The sequence below is a fragment of the Pseudomonas sp. 65/3-MNA-CIBAN-0223 genome (assembly GCF_040310425.1).
GTDB classification, from domain to species: Bacteria; Pseudomonadota; Gammaproteobacteria; order Pseudomonadales; family Pseudomonadaceae; genus Aquipseudomonas; species Aquipseudomonas gregormendelii.
This window is the reverse complement of the sequence record NZ_JBEOPV010000023.1, coordinates 68,535-90,480: the sequence shown is the minus strand read 5'-3', so window position 1 is coordinate 90,480 and position 21,946 is coordinate 68,535. Positions and strand designations below refer to the sequence as shown.

General features: G+C 56.4%; 19 protein-coding genes and 2 pseudogenes. 11 read left to right on the top strand and 10 right to left on the bottom strand.

Going from position 1 to position 21,946, the window contains the following annotated elements; translation table 11 throughout:
* Positions 1-358 precede the first annotated feature (358 nt).
* The 5 genes from AAEZ09_RS23530 to AAEZ09_RS23510 form a co-directional block, all read right to left on the bottom strand.
* Positions 359-1,684 (bottom strand): OprD family porin, encoded by a 1,326-nt coding sequence (locus tag AAEZ09_RS23530; protein WP_028623764.1) that lies wholly within the window; start codon positions 1,682-1,684, stop codon positions 359-361.
* A gap of 561 nt (positions 1,685-2,245) precedes the next feature.
* Positions 2,246-5,404: an efflux RND transporter permease subunit gene (locus AAEZ09_RS23525; protein ID WP_028623763.1), complete on the bottom strand. Its 3,159-nt coding sequence runs from the start codon at positions 5,402-5,404 to the stop codon at positions 2,246-2,248.
* Positions 5,401-6,885 carry an efflux RND transporter periplasmic adaptor subunit gene (locus AAEZ09_RS23520; RefSeq protein WP_350600972.1) on the bottom strand — a complete coding sequence of 495 codons (1,485 nt, stop codon included), beginning with the start codon at positions 6,883-6,885 and terminating at the stop codon, positions 5,401-5,403. The genes AAEZ09_RS23525 and AAEZ09_RS23520 overlap by 4 nt, the downstream gene beginning before the upstream one ends.
* Positions 6,882-8,138 carry a TolC family protein gene (locus AAEZ09_RS23515; RefSeq protein ID WP_028621213.1) on the bottom strand — a complete coding sequence of 419 codons (1,257 nt, stop codon included), beginning with the start codon at positions 8,136-8,138 and terminating at the stop codon, positions 6,882-6,884. Before AAEZ09_RS23515 ends, AAEZ09_RS23520 begins: the two co-directional genes overlap by 4 nt.
* A gap of 101 nt (positions 8,139-8,239) precedes the next feature.
* Entirely contained in the window at positions 8,240-8,581 is a 342-nt protein-coding gene (locus AAEZ09_RS23510) for a hypothetical protein (RefSeq protein ID WP_028621212.1), read from the bottom strand.
* A 386-nt stretch (positions 8,582-8,967) separates the two neighbouring features.
* Between AAEZ09_RS23510 and AAEZ09_RS23505 the strand changes: the two are divergent.
* The 11 genes and pseudogenes from AAEZ09_RS23505 to AAEZ09_RS23455 all read left to right on the top strand — a co-directional run.
* Positions 8,968-9,584, top strand: a pseudogene (locus AAEZ09_RS23505) (MFS transporter); the annotation flags it as partial.
* 395 nt (positions 9,585-9,979) lie between these two features.
* On the top strand, positions 9,980-10,390 hold the full coding sequence (locus AAEZ09_RS23500) for an arsenate reductase ArsC (RefSeq protein WP_028621211.1): 411 nt from the start codon (positions 9,980-9,982) through the stop codon (positions 10,388-10,390).
* Positions 10,391-10,397: 7 nt separating this feature from the next.
* Positions 10,398-10,754, top strand: coding sequence for a metalloregulator ArsR/SmtB family transcription factor (locus AAEZ09_RS23495; RefSeq protein WP_028621210.1), 357 nt, complete (start codon positions 10,398-10,400; stop codon positions 10,752-10,754).
* A 45-nt stretch (positions 10,755-10,799) separates the two neighbouring features.
* Positions 10,800-11,270: an arsenate reductase ArsC gene (locus AAEZ09_RS23490; protein ID WP_028621209.1), complete on the top strand. Its 471-nt coding sequence runs from the start codon at positions 10,800-10,802 to the stop codon at positions 11,268-11,270.
* A gap of 16 nt (positions 11,271-11,286) precedes the next feature.
* Positions 11,287-12,348 (top strand): ACR3 family arsenite efflux transporter, encoded by a 1,062-nt coding sequence (arsB, locus tag AAEZ09_RS23485; RefSeq protein ID WP_028621208.1) that lies wholly within the window; start codon positions 11,287-11,289, stop codon positions 12,346-12,348.
* Between the two features lie 4 nt (positions 12,349-12,352).
* Positions 12,353-13,069 carry an arsenical resistance protein ArsH gene (gene arsH / locus AAEZ09_RS23480; protein WP_028621207.1) on the top strand — a complete coding sequence of 239 codons (717 nt, stop codon included), beginning with the start codon at positions 12,353-12,355 and terminating at the stop codon, positions 13,067-13,069.
* 13 nt (positions 13,070-13,082) lie between these two features.
* Positions 13,083-13,589, top strand: coding sequence for a cyclin-dependent kinase inhibitor 3 family protein (locus AAEZ09_RS23475; protein WP_033050344.1), 507 nt, complete (start codon positions 13,083-13,085; stop codon positions 13,587-13,589).
* A 35-nt stretch (positions 13,590-13,624) separates the two neighbouring features.
* A complete protein-coding gene (locus AAEZ09_RS23470) occupies positions 13,625-14,629 on the top strand; it encodes an ArsJ-associated glyceraldehyde-3-phosphate dehydrogenase (RefSeq protein ID WP_028621205.1) in 1,005 nt (334 codons plus the stop codon).
* A gap of 12 nt (positions 14,630-14,641) precedes the next feature.
* Entirely contained in the window at positions 14,642-15,862 is a 1,221-nt protein-coding gene (gene arsJ, locus AAEZ09_RS23465; protein ID WP_028621204.1) for an organoarsenical effux MFS transporter ArsJ, read from the top strand.
* Between the two features lie 89 nt (positions 15,863-15,951).
* Complete coding sequence (locus tag AAEZ09_RS23460) at positions 15,952-16,413, top strand: hypothetical protein (RefSeq protein ID WP_028621203.1); 462 nt, start codon at positions 15,952-15,954, stop codon at positions 16,411-16,413.
* A gap of 260 nt (positions 16,414-16,673) precedes the next feature.
* A pseudogene (locus AAEZ09_RS23455) lies at positions 16,674-17,258 on the top strand (MFS transporter); the annotation flags it as partial.
* A 29-nt stretch (positions 17,259-17,287) separates the two neighbouring features.
* On the opposite strand, the gene AAEZ09_RS23450 reads toward AAEZ09_RS23455, so the two are convergent.
* The 5 genes from AAEZ09_RS23450 to AAEZ09_RS23430 are packed head-to-tail and all read right to left on the bottom strand — an operon-like array spanning position 17,288 to position 21,803.
* The gene (locus tag AAEZ09_RS23450; RefSeq protein WP_028621202.1) at positions 17,288-17,755 is read right to left on the bottom strand and encodes a DUF411 domain-containing protein; all 468 of its coding nucleotides are present in this window, start codon (positions 17,753-17,755) and stop codon (positions 17,288-17,290) included.
* Positions 17,745-18,569: a c-type cytochrome gene (locus AAEZ09_RS23445; RefSeq protein WP_350600979.1), complete on the bottom strand. Its 825-nt coding sequence runs from the start codon at positions 18,567-18,569 to the stop codon at positions 17,745-17,747. Before AAEZ09_RS23445 ends, AAEZ09_RS23450 begins: the two co-directional genes overlap by 11 nt.
* A gap of 11 nt (positions 18,570-18,580) precedes the next feature.
* Entirely contained in the window at positions 18,581-19,666 is a 1,086-nt protein-coding gene (locus AAEZ09_RS23440) for a copper resistance protein B (protein ID WP_028621201.1), read from the bottom strand.
* On the bottom strand, positions 19,638-19,910 hold the full coding sequence (locus AAEZ09_RS23435; protein ID WP_152635525.1) for a hypothetical protein: 273 nt from the start codon (positions 19,908-19,910) through the stop codon (positions 19,638-19,640). Before AAEZ09_RS23435 ends, AAEZ09_RS23440 begins: the two co-directional genes overlap by 29 nt.
* Before the next feature lie 12 nt (positions 19,911-19,922).
* A complete protein-coding gene (locus AAEZ09_RS23430; RefSeq protein WP_028621200.1) occupies positions 19,923-21,803 on the bottom strand; it encodes a copper resistance system multicopper oxidase in 1,881 nt (626 codons plus the stop codon).
* Between the last annotated feature and the right edge of the window lie 143 nt (positions 21,804-21,946).

Here is a 21,946-nt window from a genome sequence, read left to right as displayed (position 1 = left end):
TCACCTCCAAGTCACCAGCGAGGCCACCACAGCCAAGCTGGTTGCGCTTGCGCGCAACGCGCCATGCCTGGCGCACGAATAAAAAAGACGTCCCGAAGGACGTCTTAAAATTCACCTCTGCTGAAGGAGCTTCTAAAGGTGAATGTGGAGCTTCAACTGAACAGCAATGAGTTTCAGACTTTCACAGACTAGTTACTTATCTGTAGCAATCTAACCAGATGCGCTAGCTAGAGTGCTATTAACTCCAGATAATTATAAGGAACTCAAGCTAACGGGGAGATGATTAAAAAATGACATTTTTGTAATCTTTCTAGAGGGAACGGGATGCTCGTCTAGGGCGAATCATCCCGTTCAGGCATTACAGAATAGCTAATGGATACTCAACAATCACACGAACTTCATCCAGGTCCGACTCAAATGCGGTTGCGCGAGTGTTAGCTTGTCGCAGGCGGAAAGACATGTTTTTCAAGGAACCTGCCTGAACGACGTATTTTACTTCGATGTCGCGCTCCCAACGCTTCTGGTCAGTCAACGGGTTCCCGTCCGCATCACGCCGCATGTACGTCGCGTTAGCGTTGGAGTAGTCAGCGTCAGTGCCACGAGCGTAACGTGTCATAAACGACAAACCAGGCACGCCATACGAACTCATGTCGAGGTCGTAACGAACCATCCAGGAACGTTCTTTAGGCGAGTTGAAGTCGCTGTACTGGATTGAGTTGTCGAGAAAGATAGAATCCGACTGGCGCAGATAGTCGAAGTCGTCGTTACCATTATTTCGCTGGTGAGAAAGTGCAAGCGAGTGCGCACCATACTTCACGCCAACTTTGCCGCTCCAGATATTGTTGTTAAACTCACCCAGCAGTTTTTTGCCTTCATCGACAGCCTTGTAGTAGTTCACGCCACCGAATACGGAAAGCTCATCCGTCAGTGCGTAATTCAACCCTGTGCCGGCATAGTATTGATTCCAAGCGTCTTTGAGACGGCTGGAGTAAAGACTGATGATGACGTTTTTGTTCAGACTATAGTCGCCACCAAAGTAGCCGACCCAAGGCGAGTTAACAGGCCCTGCATAGAAGGTCGCAAAGTTGTCACGCATATTACTGGAGACTGGCTGGCTCATCGCATGAAGACGACCGCCCTCAACCTTCAAACCTTCAATGCTGGTATTGGTCGCCGTCACACCACGGAAGCTTTCCGGCAGAAGTCTCGAATCACCAGCAGCAACAACCGGGTTGGAGGGGAACACATCACCGACTTTCACCACGGTGTCAAAAGCACGAACCTTTGCCGCGCCACCGACTTTGGTGTATTCGTCTCGAGCTTCGCCGTCGCTATTGACGGGCAGTACATCGAATGAACTGCGACCGCCATTACGACCATCACCCGTATCAAGTTTCAGACCGATCATCGCGAAAGCATCGACGCCCACGCCAACAGTACCTTGAGTAAAGCCTGATTCAAATTTACTGATAATCGCGTGCGACCAAGTTTCGGAATAGCCATTTCCCGTGGGGCTTGATTGACCGTTGCGATGATCACGATTGAAATAAAAGTTTCGGTTGAGCACCGTAAGGCTACTATCTTCTATAAATCCCCCAGACTTTTCCTCAGCAAAAACCATGGACGGCCCGGTACTGACAACCACGGCTAAAGCAGCCATCGAGAATTTTTTGTTGTTAACCATCAATCACTCCTTAGGTTCGGCAGAACTGGAAAGTTCTTCGGCTTGATTTTTGTTTTGCTACGGGAAGCCGGATTGCCCTCCCGTACAGTTGCCGATTTATATCGTTGCAGCCTGGAGATAACGTGGAGATGATTGGAATATTACAATTTTGTAATGTTCATGTGCGGCGGGTGAGCATCGTCCAATAAACCCTGTTTGTTGGACGGATTGTGGTGGTGATGTTCAGTTGCAGAAAGCGTGAGGCCATGATTGAATGCAAGCTCGCTCGGAGCTAATGTGAGCCAGATAGCTTAAGTGCACTTCCTGTTCCGTTGCTCCCCAAACCCTATTTCTGCATTTTCTGACGCTATGGCGTCCACCTCTACGACCTCAACCTGATAGACGGAGCGCTTAGCGTACGATTTTTTCCGTTTTCTCTATTCGCCCCTGTTTTGACGCAGTTCCGATAGAGTTCGATCACCGATTGATTATAAAGGTCGCCCCCTGCCCGACCAAAAAACCAGACCGCTGGATGACGTTGCACAGACAATCATGGGGCGTGCAGTGGAGGACACAATCACTTCATAGCCTGCTTCTTTCCGAAGGTATGGATTCAACAACGAGGCGGCGGCGGCGCATCAAGCGGTAAGCTGCCGGGATGACAAACAGGGATAGTAAGGGCGCGGTAACCATGCCACCGACCATGGGCGCGGCGATGCGGCTCATCACTTCGCTACCGGTGCCGCTACCCAATAGGATCGGTAACAGGCCAGCAATGATGACCGCCACCGTCATGGCCTTGGGTCGAACCCGCTGCACCGCGCCTTCACGAATCGCGGCGATCAACCCAAGCTCGGTGTTATCACCGACGTCTACACGTTCGGCCCAGGCGTTTTTTAAGTAGAGCAGCATGATCACGCCGAATTCGGCAGAAACACCCGCCAGAGCAATGAAACCGACGCCGGTAGCCACCGACAGGTTGAACCCCAACAGGTACAGGAACCACGCCCCACCGGTAAGGGCGAATGGCAAGGTGGCCATGATCAGCAAAGCCTCGTCGAATCGGGAAAACGTCAGATACAGCAGCACGAAAATAATCAGCAGCGTGGCCGGCACTACCAGCTTGAGCCGTGCGTTGGCTCGTTCAAGAAACTCAAACTGCCCTGAGTAACTCAGGCTCATGCCTGGCGGCAGCTTGACCTGCTCACCCACAACCCGACGTAGATCGGCAACAACTGAGGCAATGTCCCGACCACGCACGTCGATGTACACCCAGCCGGAAGGTCGGGCATTTTCGCTCTTGAGCATCGGTGGGCCTTCACTGACCTTGACCTTCGCCACCGTGCCAAGGGTGATCTGGCTCCCTAGCGGGGTGTAGATCGGCAGTTGCTCCAGGGCGCCAAGCGAATCCCGCCACTCTCGGGGATAACGCACATTGATAGGGAAGCGCGCGAGCCCTTCAATGGTCTCGCCAACGTTTTCACCACCAATAGCACCGGCGACGATCGACTGCACATCAGCGATATTCAACCCGTAGCGGGCAGCAGCCTTGCGATCGATATCCACATCAATGTAGCGGCCACCGGTCAACCGTTCAGCCAAGGATGAACTGACCCCGGGCACGTCCTTGGCCACGCGCTCGACCGCCTGGGTGGCCGCATCGATCTCCGTCAAGTTGGCGCCGGCAATTTTCACTCCGATCGGACTCTTGATCCCGGTGGCGAGCATGTCGATGCGGTTGCGGATCGGGGGTATCCAGATATTGGTCAGGCCCGGGACGCGTACCACTCGATCCAGCTCTTCCACCAGTTTTTCCTGGGTCATACCAGGGCGCCACTGCTCGCGTGGTTTGAACTGGATAGTGGTCTCGAACATCTCCAGCGGCGCCGGGTCGGTGGCGGTTTCGGCGCGACCAGCCTTACCAAAAACGTGTTCGACTTCGGGTACCGTCTTGATCAGGCGGTCGGTCTGTTGCAGCAGCTGCGCCGCTTTCTGCGCCGACAACCCTGGCAGCGCCGAAGGCATGTAGAGCAAATCGCCCTCGTCCATCGCAGGGAGGAACTCGCCACCCAAGCGAGAGATCGGCCACAACGCACTGAGAAAGACCAATAGCGCGATCAGTAGGGTGACTTTTGGCCGACTTAACACCGCATCCAGGGCCGGCTGATAGATCTTGATCAACCAGCGGTTCAGCGGATTGTGTTCCTCTTTGGGGATCCGTCCACGAATCCAGTAGCCCATCAGCACCGGCACCAGGGTTACCGACAGTCCGGCTGCCGCAGCCATGGCATAGGTCTTGGTAAAGGCCAATGGACCAAATAGACGACCCTCTTGCGCCTCCAGGGTGAACACCGGAATGAACGACAGGGTGATGATCAGCAGGCAGAAGAACAGCGCTGGTCCCACCTCCGCTGCCGCTTCCGTTATCACCTGCCAGTGACGTTCGCCCTTCAACTCTTCCCCTGGATGGGCCATATGCCAGGCCTCAACCTTCTTGTGGGCGTTCTCGATCATTACCACGGCGGCGTCGACCATGGCGCCGATGGCGATAGCGATCCCTCCCAACGACATGATGTTGGCGTTGATCCCTTGGTAGCGCATAACGATGAAGGCAATCAGCACCCCCACCGGTAAGGAGATAATGGCCACCAGGGATGAACGCAGATGCCAGAGGAATACTCCACAGACCAACGCGACGACGATGAACTCCTCAAGCAGCTTGTAGCTGAGGTTTTCCACTGCGCGATCGATCAGTTTGCTGCGGTCATAGGTGGTGACGATTTCTACCCCGGCCGGTAGGCTGCTTTTCAGATCGTCAAGTTTGGCTTTGACCGCGGCAATGGTTTCGCGAGCGTTCTTGCCGCTGCGTAGAATCACCACGCCGCCGACGGTCTCGCCTTCGCCGTCGAGTTCCGTGATGCCGCGACGCATTTCTGGCCCCAGCTGGATAGTCGCCACGTCGCCGAGGGACACCGGCACCCCACCGGCACCGAGTTTGAGCGGAATCGAACGAAAGTCATTGAGTGTCTTCAGATAACCGGAAGCTCGCACCATGAACTCGGTCTCCGCCATCTCCAGCACGGCGCCACCGGTTTCCTGATTGGCCTTGCCGATAGCCTCGGTCACCTCAGCCTGAGTGATTCCGAGGCTGGCCAGCTTGAGTGGATCGAGCTGCACCTGGTACTGCTTGACCATGCCGCCCACGGTGGCCACTTCTGCAACGTTCGGCAGGGTTTTGAGTTCGAACTTGAGGAACCAGTCCTGCAAAGCGCGCAGTTGCGCCAGGTCGTGTCCGCCACTGCGGTCCACCAGTGCGTACTGATAGATCCAGCCCACGCCTGTGGCGTCGGGCCCCAAGGACGGTTTGGCGGAAGCCGGCAGGCGGCTTTGGACCTGACTCAAATACTCCAGCACCCGCGAGCGGGCCCAATACAAATCGGTACCGTCTTCAAACAGCACGTACACGAAGCTGTCGCCAAAAAAAGAATAGCCGCGTACGGTCTTAGCCCCCGGCACCGAGAGCATGGTGGTAGCCAACGGATAGGTCACCTGGTTCTCAACTATTTGCGGCGCTTGTCCCGGATAAGGGGTGCGGATAATCACCTGAACATCGGAAAGGTCTGGCAATGCGTCGATGGGCGTGCTATGAACCGACCAAACGCCCCAGACCGTGACGAAGATCGTGGCCAGCAGTACCAGAAAACGGTTGGCGACTGACCAGCGAATCAGGGCGGCGATCATGGCTGACCCCCGGCTTTTTCCAGGCGTTCAACGCGCAAACCATCATCGGTTTGACTCACCGAGACCCGAACCTTGTCGCCCGCCTTGAGCCCTTGCATGAGCGCCGTGGCAGCCAATGGGAAGGTCATGGTCATGCCCGGCATGCCCAGCGTCTTGAAGGGGCCATGGGCGAGCGTCACGTCTTTGCTATTGATCTCGACAACCTGCCCATCGGCCTCATGCAGGGCGGAGGCAGCGGCGGTAGGTGGTGGAATTTCCAGCACTCTCGCAACAATGCCCTTGAGACTGGCCTCGGAGTCGAGCAGGAACTGTCCAGAGCTGACTACCTGCTGGCCTTCTTCCAACCCCCTCAACACCACCGTCTTGCCTTCGTTTTCCTGCCCGAGTTGCACTTCTACCGGTTGGTAGCGACCGGCGTCTTCGGCGAGCATCACCAGGACGCGTCGACCGGTGCGAATGATTGCCTCGCTTGGCACCCACAGCACACTTTGTTCGGTCGAACGATTCAGGTGCACCTGGGCCGTCATACCCGGCCTGAGTCGCCCATCCAGGTTGGGCAGTTCGACCCGCACACGCACAGTTCGGCTGTCGGGATTGGTTTCGGGCAGAATCGCACTGACCGTGCCCTTAAGCACTGTTCCAGGAAAGGCTGGCAGACGTGCTTCGACCGCTTGCCCCATGATGATCGATCCAGTCTCCGATTCTGGAACGGCCACTGCCAGCCAGACGCTGCTCAAGCCATTGACTCGAGCCAGAGTCTCGCCGGCCGCCACGGTCATACCCGAACGTACATTCAACGCTTGCAGCACACCGCTTATGGGGCTGGTAAGCGTCAGGACCGACTGGGTCTTGCCGCTTCGCTCCACTTGAGCAACCAGCGTCGCTGGCATCCCGGTCAAGCGCAAGCGTTGGCGTGCTGCCGCCAGCAAGTCGGCATCGCCACTGCGTTTGAGTGCGAGAAACTCTTCCTGAGCAGCGACCCACTCCGGGACCAGGATATCGGCCAAAGCCGCATTGGCTTTGAGCACATCGCCTGGAGCACGGGCATACACCCGCTCCACAAAGCCAGCAGTACGCGATTGAATCACCGCGACATCCCGCTCGTTGAATGCCAGCACACCGACCACGTCCAGGCTGGAAGCAAGCACGCCGCGAGTGACGGTGGCCAGACGCAAGCCGAGATTCTGGGTCAGGCTGGGGTCGATACTGATGGCCGCACTGTCCGCCGCACTATCAGCGTAACGGGGCACCAACTCCATATCCATGAAGGGCGATTTGCCTGGTTTATCGAACTTCTGCTGCGGGGACATCGGGTCGTACCAATACAGTACTTTGCGTTCGTCTTGCGTTTTAGGGGCCTGTTCGGCGGAGGTCTCAGGCATTGCACTCATGCGCTGCTGAGCGAACCAGTAACCACCGGCAGCGCCCAAGGCAATCGAGAGGCCTGTCAGCACAGCCCCTTTCCAGATTCGAGAGCTCATTGATTGGCGTCCCCATAAGCAAAATACAGGCGAGCACTGGTGAGGGCTCGCTGTTCTTCGAAGTCGATCTGTTTGAGGCGGGTCTCGATGAGTTCACGTCGGGCAGCGATGACAGCCGCCAAGTCGCTTTTACCGGCTCGGTAGCTGGCCATGGTCAGCCCCACCTTTTCCTTGGCCAGGGGTAACAGGCTGTCCTGGCTGCGGCGCACGGCACGGTTCAGACGCTCGTATTCGGCCAGATCGTCTTCCAGTTGCTGGGTATGTTCACGTACGAGAGCTTCGCGCTCGGCCTCCAACTGATTCAGTTCAGCGTGTTTGGCGGCGATCTTCGGGTTCTGTCGGGAGTCGGGGAACAGTGGCAGGTCGAACGTGAACTGCACGCTCACCATGTCGCCGAACTGACGGTTGCGCCGCTGGTAATCAAGCTCCCAACTCCAGTCGGACTGCTTTTCCGACTCTGCTTCACGGACCTTGGCCTGCGCTTCGCGAGTCATTGGAACGAACGCCGCCAGTGCGGGGTGATGTTGCAGCTTATGCGGGTAACCCGAGGCGTCGATGGGCCACTCGGGCAAGCTGCCGACGGGATGGTCATTGGCGGCCGGACCTATCCAACGTCGCAGAGCCGCTCTGGCCTGTGCCCGCAGGCGGATCAGGTCGTCCTGTTGTTCCGCCAACTGAGCCGCCTCCTGTTTCGGCGTTACCGCATCGGCAGGCTGAGCTCGACCACCGGCGATCTGCGCCCGGACGGTATCAGCCAACAGACGGTTTTCCCGGTAAAAGTCCTGAAACAGCGCCTCTTTACGCTCGACGGAGTAGCTGCTGATCCAGGCCAATGCCGTGGCCTGACGAACGTTCAGGCGCTCGACACGGCCTTCCGCAGCAGCTCGATCAACGAATGCCTCAGCGACCTCGATACGCGCCCGGCGCTTGTCACGGTTGGGCACCTCCTGCATGACGCCGACCATCTGCATGGTCATGAAATCCTGTTCAAGGCGCCAGCGGTCAGGGCCGCCGATGGGATAGTTTTGTACGCCCAACAGGAGCTTCGGGTCGGGTAGTTCGCCGGCTGGAATGGCGGCGCTGCTGGCAGCTTGCAGTTTGGCTGCTTGGGCGGTCAGCGATGGTGCATTGGTTTCCGCAAGGCGTAAGGCTTCGTCGAGTGTCAGGGGCGCAGCAAGGCTCGGCAATGCCAGCACGCTTGCCGCCAGGGCCGCCACGAGGGGCCAACCGGTGCAGTAGCACTTGGAGTTCATGTTCACGATTCCTGTGATGATCCACTGCGCGCGTCTCTGAACATCCGCGCAGATATGCCATCCCGCGCCAGAACGGGATGAGGCTCAGTGTGGTACAGGAATCAGGCGCGAGGCGGTCGCCACACCCCGGACGGGGCCTGAGTAGGCAGGGAGTCGCTGAAGATTGTTAGCATCTGCGGACGGGACAAACGGGTGGTAGGTTTCCCAAACGACACTTGTAGCAGACTGGCGCTCCTGCATTCCTGGCCAGGTTTGCAGGGTTTGCCATGATCGGCGGAGCTGCTCATGTCGAGGCAGCAGTCTTGGTTCATATCACCCATCAGGGTCATACCCGTCGTTTTCATCGGGCAAGGTTCTATCGGTGACTGAATGCCCGCCATCCCGCTCAGGGGAAGCGCCAAGCTGATCAGAAAAATGAGGCAAAACCGCAGATAGCGTTTCATGCGAGGGAGTCTAGTCGCTGACAACGGGCTATACAATTACGAAGCTGTCAGGAAGAGCCAGCCAGATAGCGCCTGCAGTTCAACATGAATTCCCTCCCCAAGAAACAAGGACCCGTTCAACAGCGAAGCCCACACGCATGCTGATAGGTCAGGCTTTGTAAATGCTTGTCTCGTGAGTCGGTAATGCCACGATAAGGATCACCGCAATGGGTAGCGCCGGTGACCGTGCCGAGAACAGCGATCAACAACAGACAGATAACCGCGAAACACCTAGTGTCGTATCCCGCTATAAGCTTGTTGAGCTGATAGCTCAATGTGATCTCGCCGCAACAGAACCACTGGACGCAGTAAATACACTTGCGGGCGATAGCCAAGGAAACTGGAATATGTCCGAGACAATAGCTACACGTAGCATTCCCCGTACGGTCTGGGCGCTAGGTTTCGTCAGCCTGTTCATGGACTTGTCTTCAGAAATGGTTCATAGCCCGCTGCCTATCTTTCTGGTGGGCACTCTAGGCGTCAGCATGATCACTCTGGGTCTGATCGAGGGTATTGCGGAGGCGACGGCCCTGATAGTGAAAGTGTTTTCAGGGGCGATCAGCGACTACTTCGGTCGTCGCAAGGGCTTGCTGCTGGTTGGCTATGGTCTTGCGGCACTCACCAAGCCGCTCTTTCCATTGGCTCACTCTGCAGAAATGGTGTTCACCGCACGCTTTCTGGATCGAATTGGCAAAGGTATTCGCGGCGCTCCACGAGATGCCCTGGTCGCTGATATATCTCCACCGGAGATCCGCGGCGCTTGCTTCGGCTTGCGTCAATCCATGGATACGGTAGGCGCCTCGGGCCGGCGGTAGCGATCGGCCTGATGTATGCCTTCAGTGAAAACATTCCACTGGTGTTATGGAGCGCGGTGATACCGGCATTGGTCGCCGTCAGCCTGATTCTCGTTGGCGTCGATGAGCCCGAACATGAACAGTCAGCTCAGCGCTTTCGTTCACCCATACGGCTACTGCGTAATTGCACGGACTTGAACACCCATTCACATTCCCACTGAACAGCAGTTGCATCACTTGCACACCTGAAAATCGGGGGCGCTTATTGAGTACCTTCAGCCGATTGGGTTGATCCATACGAAACGCCATGGCAACACAATCCATCCAGTTATCGCCTAGAGGGGCCGAAAGCCACTGCGATGACAAATTAATTACATATATATGACTAGTCAGATGTAAAGCAGCTGAATTTGCTTGGCGATGGCAATCTGTTGCTCTCAATCCCTGGTTTTTGAAGGAACTGGCTCTTAAAGCGGCTTTCCTGCTCAGAAAACGGCGTTTCTGCTTTACTGTATATTCGATAAATCATATATTCGTTAAACCATATCCTCTTCGATACTTGGCAATGACCGATAAGACCCGCGTGCTGTTCGTTTGTGTCGCTAACGCTGCCCGCTCGCAGCTGGCTGAAGCGCTGCTGCGGCACACTGATTCAGAGCATTTCGAGGCCTTTAGTGCAGGCAGCCTGCCCAGCGAGATCGATCCCCGCGCCTTGGGAGCGCTTCAGCAAGGTGTGAGTACCGAAGGGCTGTACAGCAAGTCTATCGATGAGTTTGCGGCAGAGCGTTTCGATTACGTCATCACGCTGTGCGATAAATCGTCTCTGGAGTGTCATGCCCTGCCAGGAGTTGGAGAAGTGCTGGCCTGGAACTTTGAAGATCCGGTGACCAGCACCAAGCACGACGCATTCCGTCACACCCTTCACGAGATCCATGAACGCATCAAGATGTTCGTGTTGGTGAAATCCAAACATTGAGACTCCTATGGCTGACCATCTGACACCGACCACCGTATTCAAATGCCTGGCCGACGAAACCCGCATTCGCCTTATGTTGCTTATCACCCGTGAGGACGATCTGTGCGTTTGCGAACTGACCTGCGCACTCGATGAGAGCCAGCCGAAGATTTCCCGCCACCTGGCGCAACTGCGCAATTGCGGTTTGCTGGAGGATCGTCGGCAAGGTCAATGGGTGTATTACCGCCTGCATCCCAGTCTGCCGGACTGGGTGATCGCCGTATTGAAAACCACTCTTGACGCCAACCAGCATTGGCTCAGTCCCGACGCCAAACGCCTCGACGTGATGGGTGATCGCCCTCAGCGCCTAGCCGCTTGCTGCTGAGTTAACGCCTGCCCGAGCAGCGCTCGGCCTTTACGAGATAGCCCGATGAAGATTCTGTTTCTCTGCACCGCCAACAGCTGCCGCAGCATTCTTTGTGAGGCCATGTTCAATCATTTGGCTCCAGCGGATATGCACGCCTACAGCGCTGGCAGCCAGCCGAAGGGTGAAGTGCATCCGCTGAGCCTGAAAACGCTGAATAAGGCTGGAGTCTCGACTGCGGGGCTCTACAGCAAGTCCAGCGAAGTCCACGAGAACCTGGCACCTGATTTCGTCATCACGGTGTGCGACAAGGCTGCCGGTGACGCCTGCCCGGTATTTTTCGGGCCGGCCACCAAGGCCCACTGGGGGCTGGCTGACCCATCGGAATATCAAGGGACTCAGGAAGAAATCGAGGCGGCTTTCGAAGCCACTCTGGAACAGATCAGAACCCGAATCGAAGCCTTCCTGGCTTTACCGCTCAAGCAGTTAAGTGCCGAACAACTCAAGGCCGAGCTGGCCCTGATAGGCACCCTCTGACACCGGAGACATGACTATGAGTAAAAGCCGTCTTTCTTTTTTGGATCGCTATCTGACGGTCTGGATCTTTCTCGCCATGGCGATTGGTGTCAGCTTGGGCGGTCTGTTCGAGGGACTGCCGGCCTGGCTCAACAGCCTGTCGGTGGGTTCGACCAATATCCCGATTGCCATCGGCCTGATCGTGATGATGTATCCGCCGCTGGCCAAGGTGAAATACGAAGAGCTTCACGAGGTGTTCAAGGACAAGCGTATTCTCGCGCTGTCGCTGATCCAGAACTGGGTGATTGGCCCCGTGCTGATGTTCGTGCTGGCCATCGTGTTTCTCGCCGACAAGCCGGAGTACATGACCGGACTGATCCTTATCGGTCTGGCGCGCTGCATCGCCATGGTGCTGGTGTGGAATCAGATCGCGGGCGGCAACAATCAATACGTTGCCGGGTTGGTGGCTTTCAACAGCATCTTCCAGATCCTGTTCTTCAGTGTGTATGCATGGATCTTCCTCGGTCTGCTACCGCCATTGTTCGGCCTGCAGGCCAGCGTGATTGACACCAACTTTGTCAACATCGCCGAGTCCGTGCTGATCTACCTCGGCATCCCATTCCTGGCTGGTTTCCTTACGCGTAAGATCCTCATCAGCCGCAAAGGCGAGACCTGGTACAGCCAACGTTTCATTCCGCGCATCAGCCCGCTGACCTTGGCCGCGCTGCTGCTGACCATCATCGCGATGTTCAGCCTCAAGGGCGACATGGTGTTGCAGCTGCCGCTGGATGTGCTGCGCATCGCTATCCCGCTGACCATCTACTTCGTGGTGATGTTCTTCATCAGCTTTTGGATGGGCAAGCTGCTCCACGCTGACTATCCACGCACCACCGCACTGGCTTTTACCGCTGCCAGCAACAACTTCGAGCTGGCCATAGCCGTGGCCATCGCGACTTTCGGCCTCGCCTCACCGGTGGCCTTCGCCACGGTGATTGGCCCGCTGGTGGAAGTGCCGGTGCTGATCTCCCTGGTTGGCGTAGCCCTCTGGCTCAAGCGCCGCTGGTTCGATCATCCGAAGGGCGCCCTCGCTCAGGAGTAAATTTATGACTGAAGAAATGATCCCCAACCTCGATGCCGAACTGGTCGATCTACCGACACTCGATAAGCTCGGCAGTACGTTGTCGGCCACCCACAAGCCGCGCATCCTGCTGCTCTACGGCTCGACTCGCGAGCGTTCGTTCAGCCGCCTGCTAACTGAAGAAGCTGCGCGCCTGTTGCAGCACTTCGGCGCAGAAACACGCATCTTCAACCCATCTGAGCTGCCGTTGCCAGATGACGTGCCGGACAGCCATCCAAAAGTCCAAGAGCTACGCGAACTGGTGCTCTGGTCAGAAGGTCAGGTCTGGTGCTCCCCGGAGCGCCACGGCTCGATGAGCGCGGTGTTCAAAGCGCAGATCGACTGGATTCCGTTGACCATGGGCGCGGTGCGCCCAACCCAGGGTAAGACGCTGGCGGTGATGCAGGTCTGTGGTGGCTCGCAATCCTTCAACGTGGTCAACCAGCTGCGTGTGCTCGGTCGCTGGATGCGGATGTTCACCATTCCCAACCAGTCCTCGGTGCCGAAGGCCTACCTGGAGTTCGATGAAGCCGGGCGGATGAAGCCCTCCGCATTCTATGACCGTGTCGTGGACGTGATGGAAGAGCTGGTGAAATTCACTTTGCTGCTGCGTGAGCGGCAGGACTATCTGGTCGACCGCTATTCCGAACGTAAGGAATCGGCGGAAGAGCTCTCCAAACGCGTTAATCAACGCTCTATCTGAAGGACGCCTGATCGTGCACCAACATCCGTACTCCGTGCTAACCACGACAGCTGTGCAAGGCCAACTGATCTTCACGCCTTGCCCAGGCACCAAAGACGCGTCGGTCGCTGAGGCGCTGGACACTCTGAAGGCAGCAGGTGCTTCGGCCTTGCTGACGCTAATGCCCACCGAAGAGTTGAGCCAGAACGAAGTCGAGAATCTGCCAGAGCAATGCCAACAGCACGGCATCGAGTGGTTTCACCTGCCCGTGGAAGACGACCAAGCACCTGTTGAGTCGTTCCAGGTTGCCTGGGAGGCCAATCGTGAGCGGATCAAGCAACTGCTCACCGAAGGCAAGAATATTGCCATTCACTGCAAGGGCGGCTCGGGCCGTACCGGATTGATTGCAGCGCAACTGCTGATCGAATGCGCAGTGCCGTTCCGCGAGGCGGTAAGCGAAGTACAAGCGCTACGTCCGCGTGCGATTCAGCACCCTGCGCATATCAACTACATCAGTCAATTCGACATCGCCAAGTCGTAATTGCCCCCAGACAGCAGTCCCAAGAGAACAACAGCATGAGCATCAAAGTAGGTATCAACGGTTTCGGTCGCATCGGTCGTCTCGCCCTGCGTGCGGCCTGGGGCTGGCCAGAGTTCGAGTTCGTGCAAATCAACGACCCGGCAGGTGATGCAGTAACCCATGCGCACCTGATCAACTTCGACTCAGTGCATGGTCGTTGGCACAATGAAGCCAGCGCAGAAGGCGATCATGTAGTAATTGGCGGCAAGCGCATCAAGGTCACCGCGAACAAAGCGATTGCCGACACCGACTGGTCGGGTTGCGATCTGGTGATCGAGGCCAGCGGCAAGATGAAGACTGTGGCGGTGTTGCAGGCCTACCTGGATCAGGGCGTTAAGCGTGTGGTGGTCTGTGCGCCGGTCAAGGAGCAAGGCGCCTTGAACGTGGTGATGGGCGTTAACCAACACCTGTTCGACCCGGCGCAGCACCGTATTGTGACTGCTGCCTCCTGCACCACCAACTGTCTGGCACCAGTGGTCAAAGTGATCCACGAGAACCTGGGCATCCGTCACGGTTCGATCACCACGATTCACGACCTGACCAACACCCAGAGCATCCTCGATCAACCGCATAAGGATCTGCGCCGTGCCCGCGCCTCGGGCATGAGCCTCATCCCGACCAGCACCGGCTCGGCCACCGCCATTGCGGAAATCTTCCCCGAACTGCGTGGCCGCCTGAATGGTCACGCGGTGCGCGTACCGCTGGTCAACGCCTCGCTCACCGATTGTGTGTTCGAAGTGGAGCGCGCCACCTCGGTGGATGAAGTTAATGCGTTGCTCAAGGCAGCAGCAGAAGGCCCGCTGAAAAATATCCTCGGCTATGAAGTACGCCCACTGGTGTCCATCGACTACCGCACCGACCCGCGCTCATCGATCATCGATGCGCTGTCGACAATGGTGATCAATGGCACTCAAGTGAAGATCTATGCCTGGTACGACAACGAATGGGGTTACGCCAACCGCGCTGTTGAGCTGGCGAAACTGGTCGGTTTGGCCGATTAACAGGGAGAGATCATGAACGCGTTGTCAGCCCTTTCCCCGCAAGTGCGTCAGTACCTGCTGGTGACCGGCAATTACTGGGCCTTTACCCTCACCGACGGTGCGCTACGCATGTTGGTGGTGTTGCACTTCCATGCGTTGGGCTACAGCCCGTTGCAGATTGCGTTCCTGTTTCTGTTCTACGAAATCTTCGGTGTCATTACCAATCTAGTGGGCGGTTACCTGGGTGCCCGTCTAGGCCTGAATCGCACCATGAACATTGGTTTGGGCTTGCAGGTGGCAGCCTTGTTGATGCTGACTGTGCCCGCTGCCTGGCTGACCATCCCTTGGGTGATGGGGGCCCAGGCGCTGTCGGGTATTGCCAAAGACCTCAACAAGATGAGCGCGAAGAGCTCCATCAAGCTGCTCGTGCCCGACAACCAGCAAGGCACCCTTTACCAGTGGGTGGCAATTCTCACCGGCTCGAAGAACGCGCTCAAAGGCGTGGGTTTCTTCCTGGGAGGTGCGCTGCTGGCATTGCTGGGCTTTACGGTTGCCGTGCTGGCGATGGCCGCGACTCTGGCGCTGATATGGATAGCCAGCCTGTTCCTGCTGAAGAAACATCTGGGCAAAGCCAAGGCCAAACCGAAGTTTCGCGACATTCTCTCCAAGAGCCGGGCGATCAATATCCTCTCGGCGGCGCGAATGTTCCTCTTTGGTGCCCGCGATGTGTGGTTCGTGGTGGCGTTGCCGGTCTACCTGAGCACGGTTTTTGGCTGGGACTTCTGGATGGTTGGCGGCTTCTTGGCGGCCTGGGTCATCGGCTACGGCATCGTCCAGTCGTTGGCCCCGAACATTACCGGAAAGAAGCACGGCCACGTCCCGGATGGGCAAGCTGCTTTCGTTTGGGCGGCATTTCTGGCAGGGCTGCCTGCGGCAATCGCCCTCGGTCTCTCGGCTGGTTGGGCACCTCACGTTGTACTGCTGGGTGGGTTGATGGTGTTCGGCGCGTTGTTCGCGGTGAACTCTTCTCTGCACAGCTATCTCATCGTCTCGTATGCCAAAGAAGACGGGGTGTCGCTGGACGTGGGTTTCTACTACATGTCCAACGCCCTGGGCCGACTGCTCGGCACCGTGCTGTCCGGCTGGATTTATCAGGGTTACGGATTGGAGGCCTGCTTGTGGGTTTCTACGGCCTTCGTGTTACTGGCCGCCCTAATTTCTATCGCCTTACCCAGGCATGCCGAGGCGATATGAAGCCGTCAGACAGGACGAAGTGAACCTCTGCGCGCTGCGCACGCGGGGGAGTTGGCAGAGCCTGAACCAGCACATGTCGGAGGCACGCCATGAGCAAGTTTTTCGACATACCTGCACTGTCTTTTGTGGTGCTTACAGCTGTTCTATTGGCCGCCTGTGATCAAGGCGAGACACAAACCAAGCGTCCGTCCGGTATGGATAAGACGATTGAAGGGACATGGTTTATAGGTGAGTGGCGCAATAATCGTAGGGATGCTTTGGTGCTACCGGCATTTCGGCTTTCCTCCGACAGGCTGCAATGGGGCGATTGCACGGCGGAGATTGGCAGTCTGATCAGCCGCGACGAGAAGCGAGCATCCCTGGTGGTAAAAGAGGGCAGCACCTGTCCAACCAACAGCCAAGGACTCCTGAAGGACATCCTTCTGCAGCGCATAAACGACTGCATGGTCAGTGTCCAGCTATACGCTTCTGCGGATGATATCAAGCAAGGCTCTCCTCACCAGTCAGCGGTATATATCAAAGCGGGTTGCAGTCCCCTTCAGCCGGACTGATCGACGAGTAATGCGTCATTTCGCTGACTGTGGTGCGTGCTGTGCGTGTGACGCCGATCAGCGTGACGGAAGCCGAACCTGTCCACTCGCTGTGGCCGACCAGCCTTGGCTCTTGGGCTGAGTGGGTACCGGGCTTTCCAGCGCTAACAGTTGCACGCTCATCAGGTGTGCAAGTGATGCAACTGCTGTTCAGTAGGAATGCAAATGGGTGTTCAGATCCGATGCAATTGAGTGTGCAGATGAATGCAATTGCTCAGCTACAACTGCTCTACAGCTTTTCGCCGGCTTACTGGTGGGTGGTGATAGCCGGCGCATTGTTTACCCTGGCACGTTTTAGCGAGGCTTTCCTGGTCTTGCGCGCTCAGCAGGCAGGACTGTCTGCCACCTGGGTGCCGATAGGGATGGTGGTGATGGCCTTGTTCTACACGCTTTCGGCCTACCCTGTGGGGAAGCTCTCTGATCGTGTCAACCGCACAAGTCTCCTCGGGGTCGGGTTGATATTGCTGACCTTGTCCGATCTGGTTCTAGCCAGCGCTGAGTCCGTCTCAATGTTGATACTCGGCGTCGCCCTATGGGGACTTCATATGGGATTCAGTCAGGGGCTATTGGCTGCCCTTGTCGCTGACACGATACCGGCAGAATTGAAAGGAACCGCTTTCGGGATTTTCAACCTGGTGAGTGGAGTGTCCATGTTGCTGGCAAGTGGGATTGCGGGGTTACTTTGGCAAACTTATGGTTCAGCAATGACGTTTTATGCCGGCGCAGTTTTTTCTGCGGTAGCACTCATACTGCTGATAGCACATCGTAGTAAGAGCACACTTCGCTTGCATGATCACGGGCAGTGACCATGCAAGAATTAAGGAAAGGTTGAAAATTAGTTTGCCGGGTACTCGGCAATCACTTGGTCAGCACCTGCTTTACTCAGGCCGATGACTTGATAAGCATCCCGCTTCCCCGCGACCTCCATACCAGGCGAGCCTGCCGGCATGCCCGGCACAGCAATCCCGATAAGGTCATCGCGATTGCTCAAAGCAACTATTTGCTCAGCAGGTACGTGGCCTTCAACAAACTTTCCGTTGATCACCGCGGTGTGGCATGACGAGAGACGCGGAACAACACCCAGGTCCTGCTTGATCGCGCTCATGTTGGTTTCTACATGATCAACGACGGTGAAGCCGTTAGCTTCAAGGTGCTGAATCCACTTCTTGCAGCATCCACAATTAGCGTCACGATGGACATCGATCGTCAGCGATTCTGCTGCATGGCCAGCAGAACTGATAAACAGCGCCGCGAATGTAGCGAGGCGAAGCGCCCGGCCGGGACGAAGGAAGTTATTTCGCATGGGTATGATCCTTCCCATCATCATGGGTATGAGTTTTTGGCTGAGCGGCTGGAGTCGCTGGAGCAGCTGGAGCAGCATTTGAAGCCTCGCCCCCCGGTGGTTGGGCATGTTCGGGACTTTCATCCTCAGAAAGTTCTGCGGCCTGATCATGAGCATGGGCGCTGTTTTTCTCTCCATGATGATCGTCTGCTTCGGCTACCTCTTCGGGTGCATTCGCATCATGATGTCCAGCGACAACCCCTTTTTCACCATCATGCTGACCTTCATGGTTATGCATTTTGGTTTCGCCGCCACCGTGTTGATGACCACCACTGCTGGCCGCTAAAGCGGTGTATTGCTCTGCATCCAATGAAGGCAGTTGCTGGAGAAAAGCGACCATCCCCCAGATGTAGGGATCAGCCATGCTTTTACCCCAGGCAGGCATGCCTGTGGATTTGATTCCATGTTTGATGATCCAAAAAGCGGCGGCAGGGTTTCCATCAACCCCCAGTTTCGACAGATTCGGAGGTGCTGGGTAAAGGCTTTTACTCAACTCGGTTCCAGCGAGTCCCGGAGCAAGGTGGCAGCCAATGCACATTGAGTTGTAGTTGCCAGCACCTTCGCGGATGAGTGCTTCTTCGCTCAGGTCGGGGACTTTAATATCGCGTGAACGCACAGCAATCGAGCGATCCCGAGCAGTGGACAGCAGTGCGTACACGGGATCGGAGTGTGGTTCATCGGCCCCAACGTTGAACACACCAAAATGCACGACGCCGGCCCCCATGATGACTGCAACCACACCGGCAGCAGCCAACGTTTTTATTGTTCTTTTCATATAAGGGGTTCTCAAAACCACATCCGAATACCGGCGACAAATCGCGCCTCACTCGTATCTTCTCCTTCATCGCTGGCGAGGTCGGCAGTCTTGCCATAAGAACGGCTCCAAGTAACGCCGATGTAGGGGGCAAACTCGCGGACAATCTCGTAGCGCAACCGCAAACCTACTTCGGTATTGGCCAAACCAGAACCAATGCCGCGTTGAGGGTCGTTTTTCCCGTAAAAGTTCATTTCGGCGGTGGGCTGCAAGATCAGGCGATTGGTCAGCAGAATGTCGTAATCGCCCTCTAACCGAGCCGCGGTCTGCCCGTTCTCACCAATGAACGCGGTGGCTTCCGCTTCAAAGTTGTAGAGAGCCATCCCTTGGATACCAAAAGTGCCCCAAGTCTGTGGCGAGCCTGGTTTAAAATCTTGACGCACCCCGGTAACAACGTCCCACCACGGACTGATCGAGTGCCCCCACAGCGCTTGGAGTTCGGCGTCTTCAGTCACACCGTTGGTACGCTCCCCCTCCGAGCGCAGCCATAACCGATCAATGTCACCACCAATCCAGCCTGTTGCATCCCAACTCAGGGCACTGCCGTTGTCAGCGTCCTGATACTCGAATTGATCGAGGAGAAAGAACGTATTGAGGCTTTTGTCATGAACTCCATGGCCTGCGACAGGCGGAAAAGCAGCTGCACGATCAGCGTCGGTCAGTACCGGTATGGGCGTTCGGCTGGAGGTAGTCGCCCCGGCATCCATACTCATTTTGCTGTGGTCCATGCCCTCCATACCGTCCATTTGGCCCTGGTCCATGTTCTTTTTGCTGTGATCCATGGCCCCCATCTTGCTATGGTCCATGGTTCCCATCGAACCGTGATCCATCTTGGAGTGATCCATTGAGCTGTCTTTTGCTTTCGCAGACGTCGGCTTTTGAACCGCCGAAGGTTGCGAGTCCGAACTCGATGGCATGGCCATCGACGGATCCATCGCCTCAGCGGCGCTGGCCCAGCCAGCAAAAGCGGTGCTGACTGAAACCGTCAGCGCCATCAAGGTCGGACGTAAAAGCTTGTTGGTCATGATCTCAATCCGCTTTTTTAGTTTTTTGGTCATGATCCATCGACTCATCGCTCATTTTGCTGTGATCCATCGAGCCATGGTCCATGGAACTGTGATCGGTTTTGGATTCATTGGCCTTGGATTTTTGGGTTGGCTCTGGCTTGTCCGTTGATGATGCAGGAGTTGGATGGGAATGATCACCACCGCTTTCTCCTGCCAGTGCAACGGGCATTCCCCCTAATAGGCCAAAGACGAGGGCGCAACCGATCAGCGACTTACGATACAGATATGTGCTCATAACCTGTCTCCTTTACTCATCAACCCGTACTTCACGGAACATGCCCATTTCCATATGGAATAGCAGGTGGCAGTGATAGGCCCAGCGACCTAACGCATCGGCGGTGACTCGATAGCTGCGTTTGGTTCCTGATGGCATGTCGATCGTGTGTTTGCGCACCATGAATTTTCCGTTCTCATCCTCAAGATCACTCCACATACCGTGGAGGTGGATGGGGTGAGTCATCATGGTGTCGTTCACCAGCGTGATGCGCAGACGCTCGCCATACTTGAGACGCAATGGTTCGGCGTCAGAGAATTTGATGCCGTTGAATGACCAGGCGAACTTTTCCATATGACCGGTCAGGTGCAGCTCAATGGTGCGATTGGGCTCGCGGCCATCCGGATCCTGGAAAGTGCTCTTAAGGTCAGAGTAGGTAAGCACGCGACGGCCATTGTTGCGTAAGCCAATACCAGGATCGTTGAGCTTCGGCGTAGGGGTCATGGCTTGCATGTCAACCAGGGGGTTATTGGTTTCGGAGGCTGGGTGAGTCTGCATCTCTCCACCCATGCCGCCCATGCCGCCCATGCCCGCCATCCCTGACATGTCACCATGGTCCATGCCGGTCATCTTGCTGTGATCCATACCGGTCATATTGGACATGTCACCCTGGCCCATGCCGGTCATTTTGCTGTGATCCATGCCGGCCATACCGGACATGTCACCTTGCTTCGTAGCGCCGCCATCCATACCATCCATGCCAGCCATGCTGCCGTGGTCCATCCCGGCCATGTCACCCATTCCCATATCATCCATGGTCACAAGAGGGCGCGGGTCGATCGCCGGCACCGGCGCCTTCAGCCCTTCGCGTACCGCCAAGGTTCCGCGCGCATAGCCGGTTCGATCCATGGACTGGGCGAATATGGTGTAGGCCTCTTCGCTGGCAGGCTCGACGATCACGTCATAAGTTTCTGCCACGGCGATGCGGAATTCGTCGACGCTGACCGGTTTGACGTGCTGGCCGTCGGCGGCCACAACGGTCATTTTCAAACCTGGGATACGGACGTCGAAATAGCTCATACCCGAGCCGTTAATAAAGCGTAGGCGCAGCTTCTCTCCCGGCTTGAAAATACCGGTCCAGTTACTATTAGGGGCCTGGCCATTCATAAGGTACGTGTAAGTATCCCCACTGACGTCTGCGAGATCGGTGGGGTTCATCTTCATTTCGGCCCACATCTTGCGATCCGCCACTGTCGCGGACCAGCCTTTCTCGCTGACATCGTCGATGAAGTCGCCCACGGTACGCTTGTGGTGGTTGTAGTAGTCCGACTGCTTCTTCAGCTTGGCCATGACGCGAGCAGGATCTTCATCGGTCCAGTCGGTCAGCATCACTACGTAATCGCGGTTGTATTGAAAAGGTTCAGGCTCTTTCGAGTCGATCACGATGGGACCGTAGACGCCTGCCTGCTCCTGTAAACCCGAGTGGCTGTGATACCAGTACGTACCGTTCTGATGCACCTTGAATTTGTACTCGTACATGCCATCGGGTGCGATGCCATGGAAACTCAAGCCCGGCACACCATCCATGTTGGCCGGCAGGATGATCCCGTGCCAATGGATAGAGGTGTCCTGGTCCAGGCGGTTTTTCACCCGCAGCGTAACCGTTTCTCCTTCACGCCAGCGCAGCAGTGGCCCTGGTAAAGAGCCGTTGATGGTCATGGCTGTGCGCGGCGAACCGGTAATGTTTACCGGGGTTTCACCAATAAACAGATCAAACTCGTTGCCGGTCAATACGTTCGGCAGACCGGGGCTGGTCACTGCCCATACAGGAGTGCGCCACAGACCAAGACCGCCGAGAATGCCACCAGCGGCCAGGCCTTTAACGAATGTCCGCCTAGAGGTTTTGGAATGCATGCCGTTTATGTCCAGTCAGTCAAAAAGGGAAACCGTGCGAAACACACTGTGCATTGTGCTTACAGGTTAGGGGGTTCTCAGGAGTTCGTCTCGAATCTCTATGAACCTTGCCCGCCGCCGCAAATGACAAAATTCATACGGCA